Origin of the sequence: Bacillus sp. (in: firmicutes) (assembly GCA_012842745.1) — a bacterium.
Classification (GTDB): Bacteria; Bacillota; Bacilli; order Bacillales; family Bacillaceae_J; genus Schinkia.
This window is the reverse complement of record DUSF01000056.1, coordinates 76,676-102,340: the sequence shown is the minus strand read 5'-3', so window position 1 is coordinate 102,340 and position 25,665 is coordinate 76,676. Positions and strand designations below refer to the sequence as shown.

Sequence of the window (25,665 nt, the reverse complement as noted above, 5' to 3'; positions counted from 1 at the left end):
GTTATCAAGCTCCTTTTCTTTATAAATCACCCTTCAATCAATTGCTTCGACTCTTCCAAGCGAACAGATACGAGCTTCGAAATTCCTGATTCCTGCATCGTGACACCATATAAAACATCAGCTTCCTCCATTGTCCCTTTGCGGTGCGTAATAACGATGAATTGTGTTTCTTTACTGAATTGCTTTAAGTACGAAGCAAACCGTGAAACATTGGCATCATCTAGCGCTGCTTCCACTTCATCAAGCACGCAAAACGGCACAGGGCGGACCCGCAAAATTGAAAATAATAAAGCAATCGCCGTTAATGCTCTTTCGCCGCCAGATAAAAGCCCTAAATTTTGCAATTTTTTACCTGGTGGTTGGGCAACGATATCAACACCTGTGTTTAATAAATCATCCGGATTTGTTAAGACAAGATCAGCACGGCCCCCGCCAAAAAGCTCTTTAAACACTTGTTCAAATTCAGCCTTAATACTATAAAATGATAATTCAAACCGTTTTTTCATTTCTTCATCCATTTCGCATATCACTTGATGAAGGGTATTCTTCGCTTCCAGCAGGTCATTTTTCTGTATTGATAAAAATTGGTAGCGCTCATAAACCCGCTCATATTCATCAATCGCACCAAGATTGACGGTACCAAGCTCATCAATTTCAATTTTAATTAATTTCACTTTTCGTTTTGCTTCTTCAATATCCACTGTTAAAGGATATTTTTCTTTAGCAGCTTCAAATGAAAGCATATATTCTTCGCGAAGCTGTGTTAATCTATTTTCCAACTCCACATCAAGCCGGTTCATGTTTACTTCTTCATCCTTTGTTGCCTCAACCATTTGTCTATGCTGCCGTCTTAACTCTTTATTTTCGCGTGTTACATCCTCTAATCTCATTTGCTGCTGTAAACGTTCTTCCCTACGGCTTGTAATGAGCGCAATTGTTTTTTCTTTATCTTTTGCCTTTTGAACAATGAACTCATCAAGTCTTCCTTCACCTGAGATATTCGTATCCATTTCATCATTTATAAACTGCAAGTCTAAAGAGAGAGTATTCCATTGCTCCTCTGTTTGGCGCTTTTCTTCTTCTAATCTCTGCAACTGTTCTTGTTCATTTTTTACTAATTGTCCTTTTTCAGCGGCTAAAACCTTTAGCTCTGTTACTTTATGCCCCAATGTTTCTTTTGAGGCTTGTTGATTTTTCTTCTGCTTCGTAAGCTCTGCCATTTTTTGATCTAATCCAGTTATCTTCGCTTCTAAATTTGTAAGACTTTTTGTTGCATCCTCTACTTTTTTTAAAACTGTTTGCTTTTCTGCTATCAACCTATCGGTTTCGAGATCATAAATTTTTAGGCGTTCATTTACGTTCTTCTCTTCAACTTCTAACTCACGTACATCGCCATTCGCTTGTTGTTCCTCAGTACGAAGACTTTCACCAATCTCTTTCAAATGCTGCAACTTCGTTTCTTTTTCTTGAATACTTCCTTTTAATGCTTTTACCTGATATTCGAGCATTTCAGTCTTCCGCTCCATATCAGGTAATTTAGCAACAAGATCTTCTAATTCTCGTTGACGCGTGAATAAAGAGGTTGTTTTTTGTTTTACTGATCCCCCTGTCATAGCTCCACCAGGATTGACAACGTCCCCTTCAAGTGTGACGATTCGGTAGCGGTGATTGGCGAGTCGTGCTAATTCATTTGCTCCTTTTAAATCACGAGCAATGATAACATTTCCTAATAAATTCTTGATGATTTCATTATATTTGCTATCGTATTTAACTAAGAGGTGCGCAATTCCTACAAAAGCAGCATGCCCACTTAGCATCGAAATATATGAATCTGGAATCGATTTTCCTTTTATGATACTTAATGGTAAAAATGTTGCCCTGCCATGGTGATTCTTTTTAAGAAAAGCAATCGCTTCTCGAGCATGCTCTTCATGTTCAACAATAATATGCTGCATCGCACCGCCTAAAGCTATTTCGATGGCTGTTTCATATTCTTTATCAACGTGAATGACCTCGGCAACAGCACCTGCGACACCAGGTAGTTTTGCTTTTAAAACCTCTTTTACGCCTTGGAAAAAGCCAGAATAATCCTCTTTCATTTCCTCGAGCATTTCTTTTCGCGATTTGAATTTTTGCAAATATTGATAAGCTTGGTAAAGCTGTGTTTCTTTCTTGTGATAGTCATCCCGCTCTTTTTGCAATTCAAATTCTAACTGTTTATATTTTGTTATCTGTGCATGGAGTTCCTGTTGTTTTTTCTCAGCTTTTGCAAGCAGTTCGACTTTTTTAGTCTCCAGCTCTTTTCGCAGCACTAAGTACTTTTCATTATCTTGGTCAAGGCGTTCTTTTTTCAGTTCGAATTGGGCCAATTGATCATCTAAATGACTTTTTTCATTTTTAAACGATGCTTGTCTATTTAATAAATCAATATAGTCACTTTTTAAATTCTCAAGTTCACCTTCAATATCATGACTTAGAGCAAAAAGTTCTGCTTCAAAACTCTTTAATTCCTTTTGTAGCTTTTGTAGTTCTTCCACATCTTTTTTGAGCTTTTCAGCTTGTGTTAAGATTTCCGAATCATATTGGAGCGCTTTTGCTTTCAAGTCATCGATTGCTTGTTTTAATTGGGAACGGTTTTGCGTAGCATTCTTTTTTCGTTCCTTTAAAACTTCCTTTTGGCCTTCAAGCTTTTCTAATTCGTTGCTTGAAATAAGCAATACTTCTTGAAGCTCTGTAACCGAATCATCAATTACTTGAATAGTTTTCCGAAGCGCTTCCATTTCCGCCTCTTCCATTTGAATTTTAGATAATAGTTCAATTTCAATATCTTTATGTTCTTCAAACTGCTTTGTAAGTTGCTCCCATTTCTTGTGAAGCTCTTCAATTTCATAGACGGTTAAAGCAACATCTGTTTTTTCAAGCTCTTTCTTCTTTTCTAAATAATCTTTCGCGATTGAGGATTGTATTTTTAAAGGTTCAACTTGGCTTTCAATTTCATGAAGAATATCATCAACTCGATGTAAATTATCTTGTGTTTCGAACAGCTTTATTTCAGCTTTTTTCTTGCGTGTTTTATACTTTAAAACACCTGCGGCCTCTTCAAAGATTGTGCGCCGGTCCTCAGCCTTGCTGCTAAGTATTTCCTCAACCTTCCCTTGGCTAATAATCGAAAAAGCTTCCCGCCCCAAACCTGAATCCATAAATAAATCGATAATATCCTTTAAACGGCACGATTGTTTGTTTATATAAAATTCGCTTTCGCCAGAACGGTATACCCTTCTTGTAATACTTACTTCATGATAGTCAATCGGCAAGAATTGATCATCATTTTCAAGTGTTAACGTTACCTCCGCTACATTTAAGGATTTTCTCGTATCACTGCCAGCGAAAATAATATCCTCCATTTTCGACCCTCTGAGCGATTTAACCGATTGTTCTCCTAAAACCCAGCGAATCGCATCCGTGATGTTGCTTTTCCCGCTACCATTTGGTCCGACAACTGCAGTCACACCGTGTACAAAATCAACGGAAGTTCGATCAGCAAAAGCTTTAAAACCTACAATATCTAAACGTTTTAAATGCATAATAGCCCCCCTAATTCAAGGCAAAGAAAAGAATAAAGATAAAGTGAAACTCAAGCATACTGGTTCCGAGTCTTTCAACAGACAGATGAAAAACTAAGTAACAGTACGTTTGAGTTTCCGTTACATATGATGCTCATTTTTTAATTTATCTAGTGCTTCTTTAGCAGCTTTTTGTTCAGCTTCTTTTTTTGATTTTCCAATTCCAGTTCCGAGTATTTCTCCATTTAGTGCAACCCGTGAAACAAATTCGCGATTATGTGCAGGGCCTTTTTCTTGAATAATCAAATATTCAAGTGCACCTTGTCCACTTCTTTGAACAATTTCCTGAAGCTGACTTTTATAATCCATAACATGCGAAAAAGCACCCTCATTCACTTTCGGATAAATCACTTTTTGAAGAAATTCAATGACTTTTTCCAAACCTTGGTCAAGATATAATGCACCAATAAATGATTCAAAGACATCGGCTAGAAGCGCTGGTCTAGTCCTTCCGCCAGTCAATTCCTCCCCTTTTCCTAATAAAACATATTCTCCGAAGGAAAGTTGATTTGCGAACTGTACTAACGATGGTTCACAAACGATAGCAGCGCGAAGTTTCGTTAAATCTCCTTCACTCATCGCTGGGTAATAATTAAACAAATAATGTGACACGGTTAGCTCCAATACTGCATCACCTAAAAATTCTAATCTTTCATTATCCTCTGATGGCTTAATGCGATGCTCATTTACGTATGAGGAATGGGTAAAAGCTTGAATTAACAGATGCTCATTTGTAAATTGGATATTAAGTTTATCTTGTAATTCTTGAAACTTTAGCTTTTGTTTTATACTTATTTTTTTTTCTCTTTTTTTCATTGTCATTGACATAAAAACCTCCACAACAAAAATGCGCAAGCTAGTTAATTTACGTTATTGATAGAATGTATTGACATAAGAACATTTTTATTGAGAATCATTAAAAAGTGGAGAAAGCCCCGTGAAATCCACGGGACTCTTCGTTATTTTGCTTGTGCATTTATGTAGTTAACTGCATCTCCAACAGTAGAAATTTTCTCTGCATCCTCATCAGAGATTTCCATATCAAACTCATCTTCTAATTCCATTACTAATTCAACTACGTCAAGGGAATCTGCTCCTAGATCTTCTTTGAAAGAAGCTTCCATTTTAACTTCAGCTTCCTCAACACCTAAACGATCTACGATGATTTTTGTTACACGCTCTAAAACGTCTGCCATTGTTCGTTCACCTCCCCTCAAGGTATTATATTAAATTCTAGCTAAAAAAACTAGAGCTATAAACAGCAATTTATGACAGAATTGCGAGCTACATCACCATGCCGCCGTCGACGTGAATCGTCTGGCCCGTAATATAGCCGCTTTCGTCCGAAGCTAAAAAACGTACAATATTAGCGATATCAGCTGGTTTACCGAACCTGGCTAGTGGAATTTGTTTCAACATTTCATTTTTCACATCTTCTGGCAGTTCATCTGTCATATCAGTTGTAATAAATCCAGGCGCAACAGCATTGACGGTGATATTACGGCTTGAAAGCTCTTTTGCCGTTGTTTTCGTCAAGCCAATCACTCCAGCCTTTGCAGCCACATAGTTTGCCTGACCAGGATTTCCGCAAACACCAACAATCGAGGAAATATTAATAATCCGGCCTTTTCGTTGTTTCATCATTTGCCTTGTCACAGCCTTTGTGCAAAGGAAAACACCTTTTAAATTTGTATTAATAACCGCATCCCATTCTTCTTCTTTCATTCTCATTAACAAGTTATCTCTTGTAATCCCAGCATTATTAACTAAAATATCTAAGCTACCAAATTGGGTAATGACTTCTTTTACCATCGCATCTACTGAATCAGCATTTGCTATATCCGCTTGAATTGCAAAAGCTTCACCGCCGTTTGCCTTAATTTCTTCGACAACTTCTTTCGCTTTCGCTTCACTTCCTGAGTAATTTACGGCTACTTTTGCACCAGATGCAGCCAAATGTAAAGCAATTTCTCGGCCAATTCCCCGTGAAGCACCTGTAACAAGTGCAGCTTTTCCTGTTAACATTTAAGCGTCCCCCTTCAGCTTGTTTACAACATCAAGCAATGATTCCTGATCTGAAATGGCATATGCATTCACTTTGCGATTCACCTTTTTTACTAATCCTGACAATACTTTTCCAGGACCAATTTCAATAAATGTATCGACATCAAGCGTGAGCATAGTTTCAACGGACTGTTCCCAGCGTACTGGTGAATAAAGCTGTTCAATGAGCTTTTCTTTAATATCCTCACTTGCGGTCATCGCTTTTGCTGTGACATTGGCAATGACTGGAGTTTTGGCATCGCGAATTTCAATTTCGTTTAAAACAGCAGTGAATTTTTCGGCTGCCGGCTTCATTAAGACGGAATGAAAAGGACCGCTTACTACTAGTGGAATGACCTTTTTCGCACCACGTTCTTTTGCCAACTGTGATGCATCCTCAACACCTTTTTTCGTGCCAGAAATGACAATTTGGCCTGGACAGTTAAGATTGGCTAATTGTACAGTATGACCACTTGCTGTTATTTCATCCGTTACCGCTTCAAGGTCGTCAGCTTCCATCCCTAACACAGCCGCCATTGTGCCAACCCCAGCAGGTACAGCCTCTTCCATATATTCGCCGCGTTTTCTAACAGCATAAACAGCATCCTCAAAGTTAATTGCTCCTGCAGCAACTAAAGCTGTGTATTCTCCTAAGCTATGCCCTGCCGTGTAATCCGCCTCAATCCCATGTTCCTTCAATAATTCTAAAATCGCAATGCTTGTCGTCAGCAAGGCCGGCTGAGCATTCTCTGTTAACGTTAGCAACTCCTGCGGTCCATTAAAAATAATCTCGGATAATGAAAAACCTAATCGTTCATCTGCTTTCCGAAAAATCTCTGCCGCTTTATCTACTTCATTTGCTAACGTTTGCCCCATTCCAACGGTTTGCGAGCCTTGTCCTGGAAATATAAATGCAATTTTCCCCACTTTTTCTCCTCCTTTATTTTGCCTGAATTGTTGTGGCAATCGTTTGTATTACTTGTTTTTCGACCATATCCTTTGCTTGTCTAATCGCATTCAAGATTGCCGTTTGATCAGATGACCCATGTGCTTTTATAACAGGTGCTTTGATGCCAAAAAGTCCAGCACCACCGTATTCAGAGTAATCAAGTTTATTTTTCAAATTATACAATTGCGGCTTAATCACCGCAGTTGCGAGCTTCGTTTTCAAGCTGCTTGTTAATTCTTTTTTCAGCATTGAAAAAATCGCTAAAGCTGTTCCTTCAATTGCTTTTAAAGCAATATTGCCAGAAAAACCATCTGCTACAACAACATCAGCAACACCGTCTAATAAATCCCTTGCCTCGACATTGCCGACAAAATTGATGGGCGCTTCCTTTAAAAGATCAAAGGCATGCTTTGTTAAATCATTGCCTTTTTTCTCCTCAGTTCCTACATTAAGCAACCCCACTTTTGGTTTTTCGATTTTTCTTACTTTTTCTGCGTATACGGAGCCCATAATCGCATATTGATACAAATGCTCTGGTTTTGCATCCGCATTAGCTCCAACATCTAAAAAAACAAAGCCTTGACCATCGATTGTCGGCAATGTTGGCGATAGAGCTGGACGGTCAATTCCTTCAATCCGGCCAATAACAAATAAACCAGCGGCCATTAATGCGCCTGTATTGCCAGCAGAAATACAAGCATCTGCACGCCCCTCACTTACCTCATTCGCCATTAAAACCATTGATGCCGACTTTTTACGGCGAACAGCACGTGCGGGTTCATCTGTTGCTTCAATCACTTCTTCTGTATGTATAATTGATATATTTTCTGTAGATGTTAAATATTTATTGATTTCCGACTCATTTCCAATCAATGTAAACTCTACTGTTGGAAATGCTTTTACCGCTTCAACTACACCTTTTACAATTTGCTCGGGGGCATGGTCCCCACCCATTGCATCAATTGCTATTCTCATTCATTGGACCTGCCTTTTTCTTCAAATTTAACTTTTTCGTTCATATTCTGATTTGCTTCTTGGTCTAAACATTTCGAATTCACCGATAAATGCGAGCTCTTGTCCAACAAAGCATTGCACAAGAACGGTTGTTCTGTGTCTTGCCGTATCAATGGCAATTACTTTTGCCTTGGCAACGACACGTTCATTTTCTTTCACCTGACGTGTGAATTTAACGTTAGCTTTAGCTGTCAGTGCAAATTCATCATCAATGAGCGCAACAGCTAATGAGTTAGCTTGCGCAAATACATGATGTCCGCGGGCAATTCGATTTCTTGTAAACACATGCTCACTTTTCACATCAAAAATCGAAATCGCGCTTTTATCCATTTCTAAATCGACAATTTCACCAATGATTTCTTCTATTTGTAACGACTTTACTTCCTCATCTAACTTAGATTTCGCTACATCCTTTATTCTTTCACGGAGCTCCGGGATTGATAATTCAAGCCGATCTAAGCGAATCGTTTGAATGCTGACATTAAATTTCTTTGAAAGCTCTTCATCAGTGATAAATGGAGTTTCATCAATTGTCGCTTTTAAAACTCTTTGTCTCTCTTTTTTTGATAATCGCACTGATTTCACCTTCCGATACTATGACTAGGTACTAATAGTAGTATAGGGATTTTCAAACATGCTTGCAAGCCTTATTTTCCTTTTAATCTAGTTTTTTACCCTTTAAGACTCCTGTTTTTTCTAGAAAGCTACGTAATAGGAGGAATTCCTCGCTTTTCCAAAAAGCAGTTGAGTCAATTAGTTTTGCCGCATCATTTCTGGCAACTTCCAATATTTTATAGTCATGAACCATATCGGCAAGCTTAAATTCTGGTAAACCGCTTTGTTTCTTGCCAAAAAAGTCTCCAGGTCCTCTTAATTCCAAATCTTTTTGTGATAGTTCAAAACCATCATTTGTCTCGGTCATAATATTCATCCGTTCTTTTCCGACATCAGACTTTGGATCTGCTATTAGAATACAATAGGACTGGTCGCTGCCGCGACCAACACGCCCTCTTAATTGATGGAGCTGAGAAAGACCGAATCTTTCGGCATCATAAATAACCATTACAGTGGCATTAGGTACGTTAACGCCGACTTCAACAACAGTTGTTGAAACAAGAATTTGATATTCATTTTCGCTAAATTTTTTCATAACATCGTCTTTTTCACTAGCAAGAAGCCTGCCATGCATTAAGCCAACTTGAATAGAGGTAGGATAATATTGAACAAGCATACTATGAACATCAATCGCATTTTGCACATCGAGTTTTTCCGATTCCTCGATTAACGGACAAATAACATAAGCTTGTCTCCCTTTTACGATTTCCTTATGGATAAATTGCAAAACCCGTTCAAGCATTTTGTCTTTTACCCAATACGTTTCAATTTGCTTTCGTCCTGCCGGCATTTCATCAATAATCGATACATCCATATCGCCAAATACAGTAATTGCCAGTGTCCGTGGAATCGGAGTCGCTGTCATAAATAATACGTCAGGGCTTTCGCCTTTTTCTCTTAAAACACGCCGTTGTTCAACTCCAAAGCGATGTTGTTCATCGGTAATCACTAAGCCAAGTCTATTAAAATTAACTTCGTCTTGAATCAACGCATGGGTGCCAATTAATACATCAATTTCCCCATCTCTTAATTGTCCAAGTATTTCTTGTCTTTTCTTGCCTTTAATCGAGCTTGTTAACAGAGCCGTTTTTATTTGCTGCAGCTCTAAAATAACTGAAAGGGAGGCGGCATGCTGCTCAGCTAAAATTTCAGTCGGTACCATTAAGGCCCCTTGATATCCTGCCCTGATTGTTGCAAATAAAGCAATGGCTGCCACAACCGTTTTTCCAGAGCCCACATCGCCTTGCAACAGGCGGTTCATTCGGTAAGGTGAAGCCATATCGTTAAGAATCTCATCAACTACTCTTTTTTGAGCATTTGTTAACGGGAATGGTAAAGAGGTGATAAACTGATTGACCACTTCTTTGGAAAAGACCTGCGAAACTCCACCACTTTGTTCTCTTTCAAACTTCCTTAATGCCTGCATTTTTAATTGAAAAAGCAAAAATTCCTCATAAACAAGACGTCTCCTTGCTTGTTTTAAATGTTCGGCACTTATCGGCTGATGAAGTTGAAAGATGGCCTCTTTTTTAGTTAATAATTTATATTTTTTTAAGATTGATGGCGGAAAAAGCTCCCCGATGCTAGCACCATATTGATTCAATGCAAGTGATATAAGCCGCTGCATCCCTTTGACGGTTATTTTTCCTCTAACGGAGTATACAGCTTCAAGCGCTTGTTTTCGAATAACCGACCCTTTTTTCAAAATATTTCCTGTAATCGTTTGCCGATGTTGATCCCATTTACCTGTAATTGTAACGGTATCACCGATGGCAATTTGTTTTTTCAAATAAGGCTGATTGAAAAAAATCACGGAAATGAGGATTTGATTAACAAAAACCCGCACTAGTAGGCGCGACTTATTACGCCCATAAAATGTCAAAGAAGGCTCACTATGAACCTTCCCTTCGACGGTAATTCTTTCATCATGCTTGACATCTCTCATATCACGAATTCGAAAGTCCTCGTAACGATACGGAAAATATTGCAAAAGCTCTCGAATTGTATGGATGCCCATTTCATTTAAAGTTGAGGCCGTTTCCTCTCCAATTCCTTTTATATTAATAATCTCTTCGTTTAAATTGTTCATGTTGCTGCGCCTCATTTATTGCAAACTTATTGTTATTCTACTGCAAAAACAAAAGGGTATAAAGGTTGTTTGCCATTATGGATTTCAACTTCAACATCTTCATAGTTTTCTTCCAAATATTGTTGAAGCTCCTCGATATCACTATTCGTAGCATCCTCACCCTGAAGAATCGTAATGATTTCATCATCCTCGTTAATCATTTTTTCTAATAAAGCTATCGCTGCTTTGTTTCTGCTTTCATCCGTAACAACGATTTTTCCATCAAAAATTCCCATAAAATGATCTTTCTTGATTTCCAATCCATCGATGGCTGTATCACGAACCGCATAGGTGATTTGGCCCGTTTTCACATTGCCTAAAGCTGCATTCATCGCTTTTTCATTTTCCGCTAAACTTGCTGACGGATTAAAAGCTAAAAGAGATGTCATTCCCTGTGGAACGGTTTTTGATGGGATCACAATAACCTCTTGGTCGACAACAGATGCAGCTTGATTAGCAGCCATAATGATATTTTTATTATTCGGTAAAATAATAATCTTTTCAGCATGAACATCGTTAATTGCTTGGACGATATCTTCCGTACTAGGATTCATAGTTTGGCCGCCCTCAATTACCGCCCCGGCACCTAGGCTTTTTAGTAACTCAACAATTCCGCTTCCCATCGCAACTGTAACAATTCCATATTCATTCTTTTTCTGTGGTACTTGTGCTTCTTTTATTATTGTAGTATGGTGTTCAGCTTCCACAATAGCTGAGTGCTGCTCCCTCATGTTTTCTATCTTTATTTTAATAAGGCTGCCAAATTTTTGCGCATAATTTAAAACGTTTCCAGGATATTCAACGTGGATATGGACCTTCACAACATCTTCATCAGAAACGACAAGCAAGGAATCACCATGCTCACTTAATTTTTGTCGGAAAACGTCTTCTGAAAAAGGGTTGCTTTTTAATTTATCAGCTTCAAATTTGACCATAAATTCGGTGCAATAGCCAAACTCAATATTTTCTGTTAGCATATGACTTTGGGCAGATTTATGATGTTCATGCTTTACAAGTTCTTCGAGTGATGGTTGTTCCTCACATACTTCTGGGAGTTCTTCTCCTTTTAATGCCGCTAAAAAGCCTTCATAAATCATAACAAGCCCTTGACCACCGCTATCGACTACACCAATTTCTTTTAAAACAGGCAATAAATCGGGAGTGCGCTTTAATGATTCCCTAGCTTCTTCTAACACCGCTTCCATCAAAGAAACGATATCGTTATTTTTTTTAGAAATTTGAAGCCCCTTTTTAGCTGCATCCTTTGCAACAGTCAAAATTGTTCCTTCAACAGGCTTCATAACAGCCTTGTAAGCGGCTAACACACCCGCCTCAAAGGCAGCGGCAAATTCAAAGCTTGTAATCATTTCCTTTGACTCAATTGCTTTTGCAAAGCCGCGGAATAATTGCGATAAAATAACACCTGAGTTTCCCCGAGCGCCCATTAAAAGGCCCTTCGAAAAAGCATTCGCTACTTTACCAACATGGCTATCCATTTGTCGTTTTACTTCATTTGCTCCAGACGTAATCGATAAATTCATATTTGTTCCTGTATCTCCGTCTGGAACAGGGAATACATTTAATGCATCAACCATTTTCACGTTTCTTGATAAATTATTAGCACCTAAAAGCACCATTTGCGCAAATTGTATCCCATTTAATTGTTGCATTGTCACAAAAAATTGCCTCCTTAAAAATCCGTTAAAAATGAAGTGTAGATCATGGATTGATAACCCGAACACCTTGTACAAATATATTGATGGAGTCAATAGCTAAACCTAATGTTTGATTGAGAGTATATCGAACCTTTTCTTGCACATTATGTGCTACTTCGGAAATCTTTGTACCATAGCTGACAATGATGTACATATCGATATGGACTTCATCATTTTCTTGATGAACTAGGACACCTTTTTTAAAGTTTTCCTTTCTTAAAATTTCCGAAATTCCATCTTTTAATTGGTTTTTGGAAGCCATTCCGATAATTCCGTAACAATCAACAGCAGCACCACCTGCAATAGTTGCAATCACTTCGTTCGATATCTCAATTTGACCATACTCTGTTTTCATTTCAATGGACATAATGATCCCCCTTTTATTAAGCCTTATACTATTCCTGTTACTTAACGCCATTTTACTATAAGATTACCGACATTAAAAGTAGCACCACTTGTTTTGCAATACTGTCAAGTAAATTTTCTTGAACTATCCTACAATCATTTATTGCTTTCCTCTATTATTTATGATAAAGTAATGAAGGGTTTTTAAACTGGATATTAGTGCAATTTGTTTGTAGCTAGAGGAGGGAAATAAAATGAAACAATGTGTCATTACTGGCAGAAAGACTAGTTCAGGTAACCACCGTTCACATGCGATGAACGCTAATAAACGTAGATTTGGCGCTAACCTACAAAAAGTGCGCATTTTAGTTGATGGCAAGCCAAAGCGTGTATGGGTTTCTGCACGTGCTCTTAAATCAGGCAAAGTAGAACGCGTATAAGAAGAAAAGCACCTTCATAAGGTGCTTTTTTAGTCTTTTTTAAATACTCCAATAATCGCTCTTACAAACCCACCTAAAAACTTTGGTAGTTTAATCGTATAAAACTTCATAATTTCCCTCCTCAAAGCGGATTACCTTTTCCGATTTTCATGGCCACATTAATCACGTTTTTAATATATTCAAAGGAAGTAAAAAAGTACCTAAATGATTTATATATAATAGCCACTTACCTATACCTAGCATATGCTTATACCTTTTAATTGAGAACTTTTGAAATAAAAAAAGGAAGCAAGAGAACCCTGCTTCCTATCCACGTATGTCGGCGATTGCCTTTTTTCTATCTTCCTTATTAAAAACGGCCGATCCTGCAACAAGAACGTTCGCACCTGCTTCGATACAAAGCTTCGCCGTTTCAGGATTCACACCGCCGTCAACTTCAATTTCAATGTCTAACCCACGATCCTTTATCATGTCGGCAGCTGTTTTTATTTTAGGTAAAACGGGATGAATAAATTTTTGGCCACCAAATCCTGGATTCACCGTCATAAATAAGACGATGTCAATGTCATCAAGAATATGTTCAATCATGTTTACTGGTGTTGCTGGATTAAGAACAACGCCAGCTTTCACGCCATTATCCTTGATCAAATGAAGGGTTCGATGTAAATGCTTGCATGCTTCAACATGAACAGTAATAAGATCGGCCCCCGCTTTAGCAAACTCTGGAATGTACAAATCAGGGTTTTCTATCATTAAATGAACGTCAAGCGGCAGACTAGTAATCGGTCTAATGGCATTGACAATTAGTGGACCAATTGTAATATTTGGAACAAAGTGCCCATCCATTACATCAACATGAATATAGTCCGCTCCCCCATTTTCGACATCTTTAATTTCATCCCCTAATTTAGCAAAATCTGCTGATAGAATAGATGGTGCGATTTTAATCATGTTAGTACCTCGGCTTTCTCTCTTTTATTTCTTCAAGAAATTCTACATAATGTTCATAGCGATAAGATGGAATTTCATTTTTCTCCACAGCATCTTTTATCGCACATTTTGGTTCTTTTACATGTAAACAACCTCTAAATTTACAATTTTTCGACTTTTCTTTTATTTCCGGAAAATAACGCTCAAGCTCATCAGCTTCGATATTAATAAAATCTAATGAGCTAAAGCCAGGGGTATCTGCCACTAAACCAGTTTCAAATCGAATTAACTCAACATGTCTAGTCGTATGTTTCCCACGCCCTAAGTGATTCGATATATCATTTGTTTTCAACGACAATTCAGGTAATAATGCATTTAATAATGAAGATTTCCCAACCCCGGATTGTCCTGCAAATACCGAAATATTGTCTCGCAAATAAGGTCTTAGTTTTTCAATACCATCCTTTGTCTTTGAGGATGTAAATATGACTTCATAACCAATTTCTTTATAATCATTTGCATAGTTGTTAATTTTCCGTAAATTTTCTTCCTCTAATAAATCAATCTTAGTAATACATATAACAGGGGTAATATAATTTGACTCGATAAGCACTAAAAAACGGTCGAGAAGAACTGGGCTAAAATTCGGTGCTGCCGCTGAAAAGACGAGAATAGCTTGGTCTACATTGGAAATAGGCGGTCTTATAAGTTCGTTTTTTCTCGGCTTAATTTCCATAATATACCCTTCAGTTTCATTTTCAGCTTCAAAAGTAACATAGTCACCTACAAGCAGCGTAACACCATTCTTCCGAAAAACGCCCCTCCCTCTACATTGTGTAATACCATCCTCATGTAAAACATAATAAAAACCACTTAGTGCTTTAATAATTTTTCCCTCTGTCATGCACAACCTCCAAAAATAATTTTACTTGCGATGATTATGGAACAGAATCGTAACTTATTTCCCCGCTATCTAATAAATTTCCATTCACCTTTATTTTATACGAAGCCTTCCCGTTATAAGGAATAACCAATTTGATTGGAATTTCCGTTGTTTCTTTAATTCTTATTACTTCAGGCCTTCCAGCCATTTCATGCTCCATATCTTCAATGTAAACTTCCACTATTTGTTCCATTTCATTTATTTCATTATAAATTGGGATAACCTTTGTAAACTCATAAACTTTCGGTTCCGGCCCTTTTGAAAGGACGACTTTAATCATTGTCCCTTTTTTAATTATTGTTCCACCAATAGGTTCCTGTAAAAGCACAAGACCATTTTCCACTTCGTTTGAATACCGTCCTTCACTAGTATCAAGTGGCAAATTATTTTCCTTAACAAATTTTCTAACTCGCTCTTCCTTCCAACCAACCATATTCGGTATTTTTAATTGCGGGCCTTTCGATACTTGAAAAATAACCCACATCCCATTTATTTCATCAGGATTAATTCGTTCATCCGGTTTTGGTTGAAGCTGTCCAACAATTTCATTCTCAGGTCTATCACTTTCCACATAGTTTGGTAGAATATGTTCATCGAGAATGCCTTTTATTTCTAATTCCCGTTTTGCATCATCTAATTGATAACCAAGATAATTTTCAAACTTAATTTTTTCTTTACCTAAACTTTCATATACGGTTACTTCATACCCTTCCTTAACGGTTGAGTTAACGGGCGGATCTGTTTTTATAACCGAGCCTTCAGGGATTAAATCATCGGCAATTTTCTTTGGCTTTACTTTTAAGCCAATGGACTGAAGCTCTTCGATTGCTTCTGCCATCGTATAATTAGTAACATCAGTAATAACAACATCCTTTGGCTCTAAGAGTCCTGGTATTGTTAATAGTGCAGCAACAGCTAGCCCTCCTATTAATAATGCTACTGCTAATATAGTCATGAAAAGTCGTTTCTTAGACTTCTTTTTTTCCTTTTTTACGGGATGAATAATCGTATCATGACTTTGTTCAATTTGGTGTTCACTTGTGATGATTGGGATTGCTTTCGTTGCTTCATCATCTTCAGGAATAATAAATTTATCTTCATTAATCCGCTTCGGGTCAAGGGCTGTTTCTAAATCATTGCGCATTTCCGTAACACTATCATATCGTTGAAAAGAATCCTTTACAGTTGCTTTTAATACGATATTTTCAACACTTTGCGGAATATCTGGATTCCATCTTTTCGGTGACGGTGTTTCGCTCTGCAAATGCTTTAAAGCAATCGAAATCGCCGATTCTCCTGAAAAGGGCAAACGGCCTGTTAATAGTTCAAACATAACAACACCAAGAGAGTATATATCAGATTTCTTATTTGCCATTCCGCCTCGCGCTTGTTCGGGTGATAAGTAATGGACAGAGCCAAGCACCGAATTTGTTTGCGTGATTGAAGTTGCACTTAAGGCCATCGCAATTCCGAAATCAGTCACTTTTACATGTCCGTCGTAATCAATAAGAATATTATGTGGCTTTATGTCACGATGAACGATTTGATTTTGATGGGCATGTTCAATTGCTGCTGTAATTTGTTTCATAATATCGATTACTTTTTCAACCGGAATGACTCTATTCTGTTGAATATATTGTTTTAATGTTTGCCCATCAACATACTCCATCACAATAAAATAAATATTACCTTCTTCCCCGACATCATAAATATTAACGATGTTAGGATGATTTAGACTTGTTGCTGAGTGAGCTTCCCGACGAAAACGTTTAATAAATTCATCATCGTTGGAAAATTCCGGTTTTAATACCTTGACAGCAACTTGACGATCTAAAATCATATCATGTGCTAGGTATACGTTTGCCATTCCGCCGCCGCCGATGATGTCAATAATTTTGTATCGACCATTTAACCGCTTACCGAGTATCAAAATTCATCACTCACTTCCACTTTCCGTCCAGTCATGCTTAACGATGGCAACGGTAATATTATCATCTCCACCCGCTTCATTGGCCTTTTCGATGAGCTGTCTAGCCTTACTCTCTACTTCACTTTCTTCCCCTAAAATCGTGTGAATGTCCGATGCTGAAACTTTATTCGTTAATCCATCAGAACAAAGGAGCAAAATGTCATTTCTTTCCCATTCTAATGTCTTTATATCTAAGGCTACGGTCTCTTCTGTTCCCAATGCTCTCATTAACACGTTTTTGCGGGGATGATGCTCGGCGTCTTCGGGAGAAATCTGCCCACTGCGCACTAATTCATACACAAGTGAATGATCATCCGTAATTTGGGCAAAGCCATTATTATTTAAAATGTAACAGCGGCTGTCACCGATATTGCCAACGGTAATAAATTCTCGGGTTAGGACAACAACAACAATCGTTGTTCCCATTCCTTGGCAATCTTCATTTTCTTTTGCATACTGATAGATTGACGTATTTATTTTGGCTACAGCTTCTTTGAGCCACTGTGCCGATTTTTCAGGTGTTGACAATTGCTCTTCTGTTTCTTTAGACCATAGCTTTTCTATTTCTGCGATTGCCATCTGGCTGGCAACGTCTCCTGCTTGATGTCCACCCATACCATCTGCCACAACAACTAACGCCAATTCATTTTCAAGAAAGAAAATACCACCGCTATCTTCATTATGCTGCCTAACCTTTCCCCGATCAGTTAAAAAAACTGACTTCATAGTTTCACCTCGCCTCTTCTTTTCGCTCCTTCGCCCGCAGCTGTCCACAAGCAGCCTCAATATCATGTCCTTGTTCCCGGCGAATTGTTACGTTAATACCATGTTTTTTTAACGTTTTTTCAAAAGCGAAGATTTGATTTTTAGGAGTGCGGACGTAGTTCCTTTCGGGCACATAATTAACAGGAATCAAATTCACATGACATTTAAGGCCTTTAATTAACTGTGCAAGTTCTTCAGCGTGCTCCGTCTTGTCATTGATACCGCCAAATAATCCATACTCAAAGGTGACCCGGCGGCCTGTTTTTTCCGTATAATATTTCACTGCTTCGATTAAGTCTTTCAAATCATAAGCTTTATTGATTGGCATTAAGCGGCTGCGAAGCTCTGTGTTTGGTGCATGCAAGGAAATAGCAAAATTAATCTGCAATTCTTCATTGGCAAAGTCATATATTCTCGGAACAATTCCACTCGTCGATACGGTAATATGTCTTGCTCCGATGTTTAAACCTTTTTCGTTATTTACTATTTTTAAAAATGACAACAATGATTCGTAATTATCAAACGGCTCGCCAATTCCCATTACAACAATCGAACCAACTCTTTCATCTGTTTCATCTAGCGCCTTTTGCACCTTTAAAACTTGGGCAACAATTTCCCCTGCTTCGAGGTCACGTTTTAAACCACCAAGCGTTGAAGCACAAAACGTACAGCCGATTCTACAGCCTACTTGGGTTGTCACGCACACTGAATTTCCATAATCATGGCGCATTAGCACTGTCTCAATTGAATATCCGTCATGAAGTTCAAATAAAAATTTAAGCGTACCATCTTGTGAAGTATGTTGAACGATTGTTTTTAAAGTTGTTATAACAAAATCATTCGCCAACTTTTCGCGCAATCCTTTTGATAAATTCAACATTTCTGCAAAATTATCAACCCGTTTTTTATAAAGCCAATCAAAAATTTGGGCAGCTCTAAATTTCGGCTCCCCTTCTTTCTTTAGCCAATCTTCTAATTCATTTAATTGCAGTGAATAGATTGAAGGCTTTTGCTTATTTAATTCCATGTTGATTACACCTGCTTCCTAAAGCTAGCAATAAAAAATCCGTCTGTAGCAAAATAATGCGGAAGAATTTGAACTTGTCCATTTTTGACATAAGGCTGTAGCTCTTCTGGCATGCGCTCTTGCAATGTTTCATCAATCGTGAACTGGCCGTTCAGCGCTAAAAATTTTTTCACAACCTCTTCATTTTCCTCTTTATCAATTGTACAAGTACTATAAACAAGCGTTCCATTGTTTTTCAATAACTTCGCAACACTATTTAAAATACTTAATTGTATTTCAGCTAATTGAGCAATATCATCCGCTTTTTTACTATATTTTATATCCGGTTTGCGCCGAATCACTCCGAATCCAGAACAAGGAGCATCAACTAAAATACGGTCAAATGTTTCCGGCTTAAAATGCTCTTGTAAATTCGAGCTGTCACTAACGAGCGTTTCTACGTTTGATAACTGTAGCCGTTTCACTTGGTCTTCAATTAATTTTACCTTATGTCGATGCAAATCAACAGAAATTACTTTTCCATTATTGCTAAGCAATTCGGCAATATGGGTTGTTTTTCCCCCTGGTGCTGCACAGGCATCAAGGATTACATCATTGCTAGTAGGAGCCAATGCGCGCGCAACTAACATCGAGCTTTCATCTTGAATCGTAACATACCCATCTTGAAAGGCTTTTGTTTTTGCTACATTTCCATTTGCAACAGTAATAGCATCTAGAGATAACGCCCCTCTATCAGCAGAAATATTTTCTTTTTTCAAAAGAGAAATGACTTCTTCAACCGTTGCTTTTTTGCAGTTTACTCGCGCCGAAACTTGTGGTGGGACGAGTGAGCTTTCACATATTTTTCTTGTTGTGTCCATCCCATATTGGGCTACCCACTTTTTAATTAACCATAAAGGGAAACTCATTTCGATTGATAAGCGCTGAAAGGAATCGTTTATTTCGTCCAAACTTGGAACACCCTCCCGCTGGACCGAACGTAAAACACCGTTGACCATTCCAGCTATGCCACGATGTCCTCTTTTTTTGGCAATTTCGACTGCTTCATGTATAGCAGCGCGCTCGGGGATGCGATCTAAATAAATCATTTGGTACAATGATAATCTTAAAAGGCTCAAAACCCATAATTGTATTTTTTTTTGTTTTTTCAAAAAAGGCTGCAAGAAATAATCAATAGTCATTTTTCTTTGCATTGTTCCATAAACAATTTCCGTTAATAGCCCAACATCTTTACTTTCAAGCTTATGTTTTTCAATCATTTGGTTTAATAATAAGTTGCTATAGGCTTGTTTTTCCTCAATTTGTAACAAGCTATCTAAGGCAACTTCACGTACATTTTTACTCATTTTCTTCTCCTAGCATTTCACCAACTGCAAGTTCACTAGCACCTCGTAAAAATGCTTTCGCCGTCATTCTTTTTTTACCAGATGGCTGCAATTCGGTAATTTTTATAGCTGTCGCATTCCCTGTGGCAACGACAATCCCATCGTCTTCAAGACGAATAATTGTACCCGGCTTATGATTAGAATTTTCTTGGATTTTCATTCCCCACCAAATTTTAACAACTTGTCCTTTCATATATGTATAAGCAACAGGCCAAGGGTGGAGGCCGCGGACTTGATTATAAATATCTTCGCCCGATTTATGCCAATCGATTTTTTCTTGCTCACGTTTTATATTAGCGGCAAAAGTCGCTTCTTCATCATTTTGCTTAATCGGTGTAAGTTTCCCATCTAATAAAAGCGGGATTGTCTCGGATAATAGCTTTGCCCCAACTTCACTTAGTTTATTATGCAGCGTACCAACGTTATCATGTTCTTCAATTATTACTTCTGCTTGTGTCAAAATATCGCCAGCATCTAATCTTTCAGCCATATACATAATCGTAATCCCTGTCTTCTTCTTCCCTTGTAAAATAGCATAATGAATTGGCGCACCGCCTCTTAATTCTGGAAGCAATGAAGCATGGACATTAATACAACCATATTCCGGAGCCTCTAACAATTTTTGCGGTAGAATTTGTCCAAAGGCAGCTGTTACGATTAAATCCGGTTTTAGTGCCAACACCTCTTGTAGCTCATCTTCATTCTTAATCTTGTTCGGCTGAAGAACTGGTATTGCATATTTTAAGGCTTCCACTTTCACCGGTGGCGGTGTTACTTCTTTCTTCCGTCCTTTAGGCCGATCTGGCTGTGTTACAACCCCAACAACATCATAGCCATCCGTTAATAATTGTTTTAAAATCGGCACTGAAAAATCCGGCGTCCCCATAAATACGATCCGTGTCATCGGTTTACACCTTCCCTTAACTATCTACATTATTAGCGTTTCAATTTCTTGTCATACATTACATCATCATATATGGATTCATATCAATTGCGATTTGCAGCTCACTTCTACTTATCTCTTGTTGATAATAGTGGAGAAGCGTTTGCAAAGTCTTCGCAAGCCTTGGTTCATCTTTGTATTTTATCATGCATTGGTAGCGATATCTATCCTTTACCCTTGGAATAGGTGAAGCCACTGGACCAAGGACGATTGTCTGATTCGACAACTTCCCTTTGAGGAACTGAGAAATTTTCTCAGTAGTTTCCACGACTTTCATTAACTCGGGATGGGATACCGTTATTAATGTCAAATAATAGAATGGTGGATAATGATAGTTTTTCCGCACTAGCATTTCTCTCCCATAATAGCTTTCATAATCTGGAATAGCCGCAAGCTCGATACTAAAATGCTCCGGACTATATGTTTGTATAACCACCTCACCTGGTAAATGATGCCGGCCTGCGCGCCCACTTACTTGCGTGATTAATTGAAATGTTTTTTCACTGGCACGAAAGTCGGGAATATGGAGCATCGAATCCGCTGCCAACACACCAACAAAGGTGACATCTGGAAAATCTAGCCCTTTGGCAATCATTTGTGTTCCAAGTAAAATATCGGCTTGTTTTTGTTCAAAGGCATGCAATAATTTTTCATGGGCCCCTTTTTTGCTTGTTGTATCGACGTCCATGCGAATCACCCTTGCTTCGGGCAAAATTTTTGCCAACTCCTCCTCGACTTTTTGCGTTCCTGTTCCAAAAAAACGAATATGTTCGCTATTACACTCTGGGCAAATTTTTGGAAGTGGCATTTCAAATGAACAATAATGACATTTCAACTTATTATCACGCTTATGATATGTTAGTGAAATGTCACAATGAGGGCAGTTGAGCACATAACCGCAATCACGGCACATAACAAAAGTTGAAAATCCCCTTCTATTTAAAAACAACACCGATTGTTCACCTTTTTCAAGCCGGTCCTTTACCTTCTCTAATAGGGCGCGCGAAAACATTGAGCGGTTACCAGCACGAAGTTCTTCCCTCATATCAACAATTTCCACGGTTGGCAAGGCACTTGTATTAATCCTCTCTTTTAACGTTAGCAATTGGTAGACATTTTTATGAGCACGAGCAAAAGATTCTAATGAAGGGGTTGCACTCCCTAGGATTACAGGACAGTTGTGAATCATTCCACGTTTAATTGCGACATCTCTAGCATGATAGCGTGGATTTTCCTCTTGTTTGTAGCTTGTTTCATGTTCCTCATCAATAATGATAATACCGAGATTTTCAAAGGGCGCAAAAACGGCCGAGCGCGCGCCAACAACGACGCGAACTTCTTTCTTTTGGATTTTTCGCCATTCATCATACTTTTCGCCTGCTGACAAACCGCTGTGCATGACGGCTACTTCATTGCCGAATCTGCCTTTAAACCGTTCAACCATCATTGGTGTTAATGAAATTTCCGGAACAAGCATGATTGCTTCTTTCCCTTGTTTTAAAACTTCAGCGATGGATTGCAAATAAATTTCGGTTTTGCCGCTGCCCGTAATCCCATACATTAAGTAAACAGCATGGTCTTGATTGTTTATGCTATGTAAAATCGGTGTAATCGCTTTTGTTTGCTCCGCTGTCAAGGGTAGCGGCATCGTCTTTTTAAAATCTCGATGTTCATACGGATCGCGATACACTTCTTGATAGTCTTCTTGTAAAATCCCTTTTTTTACTAACGTGTTTACTGGAGAAACTGTTGTCTTTAAAATTGCAAGTAGCTGTTGTAGTTCTATTTCTTTAGGCTCAGTAATAAAATGCTGCAAAACTTCTTTTTGTTTCATCGCTTGATTGCCGAAGGATTCGAAAGTTTCTTGTAACTCTTCCTTCGTTTGTTTTGGGCTAATCATTTTTACTTTCTTTTTGTTGGCCCGATCTTTAATTCGATAAACAACTTCCATATTGCCATTTTTTATTTCCTTTTGAATAAGCGGAAAAATCTTATTATTGTTTTCAATCTCTTTCCATTGAATTGTTCCTTTATTAATAAACGGTTTAAGCTCGGTTTCAATCATGAAACTATCATTTTGCACGCGGACTTCCTTTTCATATTTGACTTTCATCGCCGCTGGAAGCATCGCTTGGTAGGCCGTGATTAAAAAGCAAAGTGTTGTATCACGAAGCCATTCACCTAATTCTAATAATTCAGGTGTTAATACGGGAGTTAGATCAAGAACTGAATCGATTTGTTTCAGTTGCTCAAATTCGCTGTGATCAGCGAAGCCGACGACAAATCCTTGAATTTTCCGCGGTCCAAAAGGGACGACTACCCTCATTCCTCGCTGGACAAAATCATAGGCTGTCCATTCTTCAGGTATAAGATAATCAAAAGAGCGATCTATTCTGTCGGCAGGTACATCAACGATAACCTTGGCAATTTTCATAAAAAACGTCCTTTATTTTAAAAATGTTGCAGCTTTCTTTAAAATCTCCAAAGCTGCTTCCCGTTTTGAAAGGAGGGGAAACTCTAGTTTTTCACCCGTCTTCGTGTAAATCGTAATAATATTCGTATCCACACCAAATCCGGCCCCTTTTTCTTTAACATTATTAGCAACAATCATATCGAGATTTTTCGTTTTTAATTTTTTTTCAGCATAGGCCTCGACATTTTCCGTTTCTGCGGCAAAGCCAACTAATATTTGCTTTTCTTTTTGCTCACCTAAAGTTTTTAAAATATCAATCGTGCGTTCCAATTGAATAGAAAGGTCGCCTTCTTGTTTTTTCATTTTGTGCTCATAAACGTTGCTCGGGCGGTAATCAGCAACAGCTGCCGTTTTGATAACAAGCTCGGTTTCCGGGTAATACTTCATAACCTCTTCATACATTTCTTGGGCTGTTTCAATTTGTATAAACGTAACATTTTTCGGTTGCGCTAGTGACGTTCGTCCTGATATTAACGTTACATCTGCCCCGAGATTTGCCGCTACTTCTGCAACTGCATAGCCCATTTTTCCTGTCGAACGATTTGTGATATAGCGCACCGGGTCAATGATTTCTCTCGTTGGGCCAGCTGTAACAAGTATTTTCTTCCCCTTTAAGCCGAAAGAATCTTCGTTAAAGAAGTTCTGCACTAATTCAACCATCTTTTCTGGCTCTTCTAGGCGTCCTTTTCCTACATAGCCACATACTAAATACCCTTCGGAAGGCTCAATAAACTCGTAACCAAAGCTATGTAAAATATGTATATTTCGTTTAACCGCTGGATGATCGTACATATGGACGTTCATTGCCGGCGCAATCCAAACCCGTGCTGTTGTTGCCAGCAATGTTGTAGATATCATACAATCAGCAATGCCGTTTGCCAATTTTCCAATGATATTAGCGGTCGCTGGAGCAACTACTACAAGGTCAGCCCAATCGGCTAAATCAATATGAGCAATTTTGTCTGAGTCTTTTTCATCAAACGTATCAACATAAACATCATTTCGAGATAGCGCCTGAAACGTAAGCGGCTGGACAAACTTCCTTGCTGATGGTGTCATCATCACTTTAACAATTGCCCCAGCCTGCACGAGCTTGCTTGTTAAAGCAGCCGCCTTGTATACAGCAATACCTCCTGAAACGCATAATAAAATCTTTTTCCCCTTCATCGTAAACCCCCTTAAAAAAATAACAACCTACAAATATAGGTTGTCTTTTTCTTCATCATACTGCAAGTGTAATAAACCATCAGCTATTTCTTCAAGCGCTTTGCCTACAGCTTTTTTTGATACGGTTGTATCCAACATGCAGTCATTATTCTCCTGCATTTCACGGGCGCGCTTTGAGGCTACCGCTACAAGTGTATATTTTGAATCAATCTTTCTTTTTAAAGAATCAATCGATGGATATAACATCGGTTTATTCAACCTCCAATAATTTTTTGTAAGATACTTCTACGCGGTCGCGGCGATAATGCTCGGCTTGAACAATCGCCTCAATGCGTTCACATGCTTTTTCAACCTTGTCATTGACGACAACATAGTCATAAGCACTCATCATTTCAATTTCGACCTTGGCGGTATTTAAGCGCCCTTTTACAATATCTTCTGTTTCCGTTCCGCGCCCAATAATTCTATTTTTTAATTCTTCTAAGCTTGGTGGAATCAAAAAAATCAGCACAGCTTCTGGAAAAGCTTTGCGTACTTGCATAGCCCCTTGCACTTCAATTTCAAGAAAAACATCTTTCCCATTATTGATTGTATCCTGCACATAATCAATTGGTGTACCATAATAATTCCCAACAAATTCGGCCCATTCTAACAATTTATTTTGTACAATCATACTCTTAAATTCTTCTCTTGTTTTGAAAAAATAATCAACACCATCTTTTTCACCTTGGCGTGGACTACGTGTAGTGGCAGAAATGGAATATTGAAGATTGATATTTTTCTCAAATAATGCTTTACGGACCGTTCCTTTTCCAACACCAGATGGTCCAGAAAGGACAAATAAAATCCCTTTTTCTTCAATCATTTATAATCCTACCCTTCATCACTTAAATCTTCTTTATTATTTAAACGTTGTGCCACTGTTTCCGGCTGAATGGCTGAAAGAATGACATGATCACTATCAGTAATAATCACTGCTCTCGTTCGTCTTCCGTATGTTGCATCTATTAGTATTCCTTTATCGCGAGCTTCTTGGATAATTCTTTTAATCGGTGCAGACTCAGGACTTACAATAGAAATGATTCGATTGGCAGATACGATGTTACCAAATCCAATATTTATTAACTTTATCCCCATAATGGTCCCCCTATGTACATTACCATATTTTAATCGAGCATGCGAAAAAATATA

General features: G+C 38.2%; 24 protein-coding genes. 1 reads left to right on the top strand and 23 read right to left on the bottom strand.

The genetic code is table 11. The annotated features are described in order from the left end of the window. Window positions 1-26 precede the first annotated feature (26 nt). From smc to GX497_15445, 10 genes are all read right to left on the bottom strand, one after another. Window positions 27-3,584 (bottom strand): chromosome segregation protein SMC, encoded by a 3,558-nt coding sequence (gene smc, locus GX497_15490; GenBank protein ID HHY74595.1) that lies wholly within the window; start codon window positions 3,582-3,584, stop codon window positions 27-29. Window positions 3,585-3,704: 120 nt separating this feature from the next. Next, window positions 3,705-4,445: a ribonuclease III gene (locus tag GX497_15485; protein ID HHY74594.1), complete on the bottom strand. Its 741-nt coding sequence runs from the start codon at window positions 4,443-4,445 to the stop codon at window positions 3,705-3,707. Between the two features lie 137 nt (window positions 4,446-4,582). Continuing rightward, on the bottom strand, window positions 4,583-4,819 hold the full coding sequence (acpP, locus tag GX497_15480) for an acyl carrier protein (protein HHY74593.1): 237 nt from the start codon (window positions 4,817-4,819) through the stop codon (window positions 4,583-4,585). Between the two features lie 88 nt (window positions 4,820-4,907). Further along, complete coding sequence (fabG, locus tag GX497_15475; protein HHY74592.1) at window positions 4,908-5,648, bottom strand: 3-oxoacyl-[acyl-carrier-protein] reductase; 741 nt, start codon at window positions 5,646-5,648, stop codon at window positions 4,908-4,910. After that, on the bottom strand, window positions 5,649-6,593 hold the full coding sequence (fabD, locus tag GX497_15470) for an ACP S-malonyltransferase (GenBank protein ID HHY74591.1): 945 nt from the start codon (window positions 6,591-6,593) through the stop codon (window positions 5,649-5,651). It abuts the gene before it with no gap. A gap of 13 nt (window positions 6,594-6,606) precedes the next feature. Continuing rightward, window positions 6,607-7,590: a phosphate acyltransferase PlsX gene (gene plsX / locus GX497_15465; protein ID HHY74590.1), complete on the bottom strand. Its 984-nt coding sequence runs from the start codon at window positions 7,588-7,590 to the stop codon at window positions 6,607-6,609. A 27-nt stretch (window positions 7,591-7,617) separates the two neighbouring features. Next, on the bottom strand, window positions 7,618-8,205 hold the full coding sequence (gene fapR / locus GX497_15460; GenBank protein ID HHY74589.1) for a transcription factor FapR: 588 nt from the start codon (window positions 8,203-8,205) through the stop codon (window positions 7,618-7,620). A gap of 82 nt (window positions 8,206-8,287) precedes the next feature. Next, window positions 8,288-10,333, bottom strand: coding sequence for an ATP-dependent DNA helicase RecG (recG, locus tag GX497_15455; GenBank protein HHY74588.1), 2,046 nt, complete (start codon window positions 10,331-10,333; stop codon window positions 8,288-8,290). A gap of 32 nt (window positions 10,334-10,365) precedes the next feature. Further along, a complete protein-coding gene (locus GX497_15450) occupies window positions 10,366-12,048 on the bottom strand; it encodes a DAK2 domain-containing protein (GenBank protein ID HHY74587.1) in 1,683 nt (560 codons plus the stop codon). A gap of 43 nt (window positions 12,049-12,091) precedes the next feature. After that, entirely contained in the window at window positions 12,092-12,454 is a 363-nt protein-coding gene (locus GX497_15445; GenBank protein HHY74586.1) for an Asp23/Gls24 family envelope stress response protein, read from the bottom strand. A gap of 232 nt (window positions 12,455-12,686) precedes the next feature. Between GX497_15445 and GX497_15440 the strand changes: the two genes are divergently transcribed. Continuing rightward, window positions 12,687-12,872, top strand: a complete 186-nt coding sequence (locus GX497_15440; protein ID HHY74585.1) for a 50S ribosomal protein L28 — start codon at window positions 12,687-12,689, stop codon at window positions 12,870-12,872. Between the two features lie 29 nt (window positions 12,873-12,901). On the opposite strand, the gene GX497_15435 is transcribed toward GX497_15440, so the two are convergent. The 13 genes from GX497_15435 to GX497_15375 form a co-directional block, all read right to left on the bottom strand. Then, a complete protein-coding gene (locus GX497_15435; protein ID HHY74584.1) occupies window positions 12,902-12,982 on the bottom strand; it encodes a stage V sporulation protein SpoVM in 81 nt (26 codons plus the stop codon). Window positions 12,983-13,178: 196 nt separating this feature from the next. Further along, on the bottom strand, window positions 13,179-13,823 hold the full coding sequence (locus GX497_15430; GenBank protein ID HHY74583.1) for a ribulose-phosphate 3-epimerase: 645 nt from the start codon (window positions 13,821-13,823) through the stop codon (window positions 13,179-13,181). Window position 13,824: 1 nt separating this feature from the next. Continuing rightward, complete coding sequence (gene rsgA / locus GX497_15425) at window positions 13,825-14,706, bottom strand: ribosome small subunit-dependent GTPase A (GenBank protein HHY74582.1); 882 nt, start codon at window positions 14,704-14,706, stop codon at window positions 13,825-13,827. Between the two features lie 34 nt (window positions 14,707-14,740). Then, a complete protein-coding gene (pknB, locus tag GX497_15420) occupies window positions 14,741-16,675 on the bottom strand; it encodes a Stk1 family PASTA domain-containing Ser/Thr kinase (protein HHY74581.1) in 1,935 nt (644 codons plus the stop codon). 6 nt (window positions 16,676-16,681) lie between these two features. Then, entirely contained in the window at window positions 16,682-17,440 is a 759-nt protein-coding gene (locus GX497_15415) for a Stp1/IreP family PP2C-type Ser/Thr phosphatase (GenBank protein ID HHY74580.1), read from the bottom strand. A 4-nt stretch (window positions 17,441-17,444) separates the two neighbouring features. Continuing rightward, entirely contained in the window at window positions 17,445-18,506 is a 1,062-nt protein-coding gene (rlmN, locus tag GX497_15410) for a 23S rRNA (adenine(2503)-C(2))-methyltransferase RlmN (GenBank protein ID HHY74579.1), read from the bottom strand. Between the two features lie 5 nt (window positions 18,507-18,511). Next, a complete protein-coding gene (gene rsmB, locus GX497_15405) occupies window positions 18,512-19,852 on the bottom strand; it encodes a 16S rRNA (cytosine(967)-C(5))-methyltransferase RsmB (protein HHY74578.1) in 1,341 nt (446 codons plus the stop codon). After that, entirely contained in the window at window positions 19,845-20,795 is a 951-nt protein-coding gene (locus GX497_15400) for a methionyl-tRNA formyltransferase (protein ID HHY74577.1), read from the bottom strand. The genes rsmB and GX497_15400 overlap by 8 nt, the downstream gene beginning before the upstream one ends. A 58-nt stretch (window positions 20,796-20,853) precedes the next feature. Beyond that, complete coding sequence (priA, locus tag GX497_15395; protein HHY74576.1) at window positions 20,854-23,268, bottom strand: primosomal protein N'; 2,415 nt, start codon at window positions 23,266-23,268, stop codon at window positions 20,854-20,856. A 12-nt stretch (window positions 23,269-23,280) separates the two neighbouring features. Continuing rightward, the gene (gene coaBC, locus GX497_15390) at window positions 23,281-24,474 is read right to left on the bottom strand and encodes a bifunctional phosphopantothenoylcysteine decarboxylase/phosphopantothenate--cysteine ligase CoaBC (protein ID HHY74575.1); all 1,194 of its coding nucleotides are present in this window, start codon (window positions 24,472-24,474) and stop codon (window positions 23,281-23,283) included. A 27-nt stretch (window positions 24,475-24,501) separates the two neighbouring features. After that, a complete protein-coding gene (locus GX497_15385) occupies window positions 24,502-24,720 on the bottom strand; it encodes a DNA-directed RNA polymerase subunit omega (GenBank protein ID HHY74574.1) in 219 nt (72 codons plus the stop codon). A 4-nt stretch (window positions 24,721-24,724) separates the two neighbouring features. Continuing rightward, the gene (gmk, locus tag GX497_15380) at window positions 24,725-25,339 is read right to left on the bottom strand and encodes a guanylate kinase (protein ID HHY74573.1); all 615 of its coding nucleotides are present in this window, start codon (window positions 25,337-25,339) and stop codon (window positions 24,725-24,727) included. Window positions 25,340-25,347: 8 nt separating this feature from the next. Then, complete coding sequence (locus GX497_15375; protein HHY74572.1) at window positions 25,348-25,611, bottom strand: DUF370 domain-containing protein; 264 nt, start codon at window positions 25,609-25,611, stop codon at window positions 25,348-25,350. Window positions 25,612-25,665: the final 54 nt, after the last annotated feature.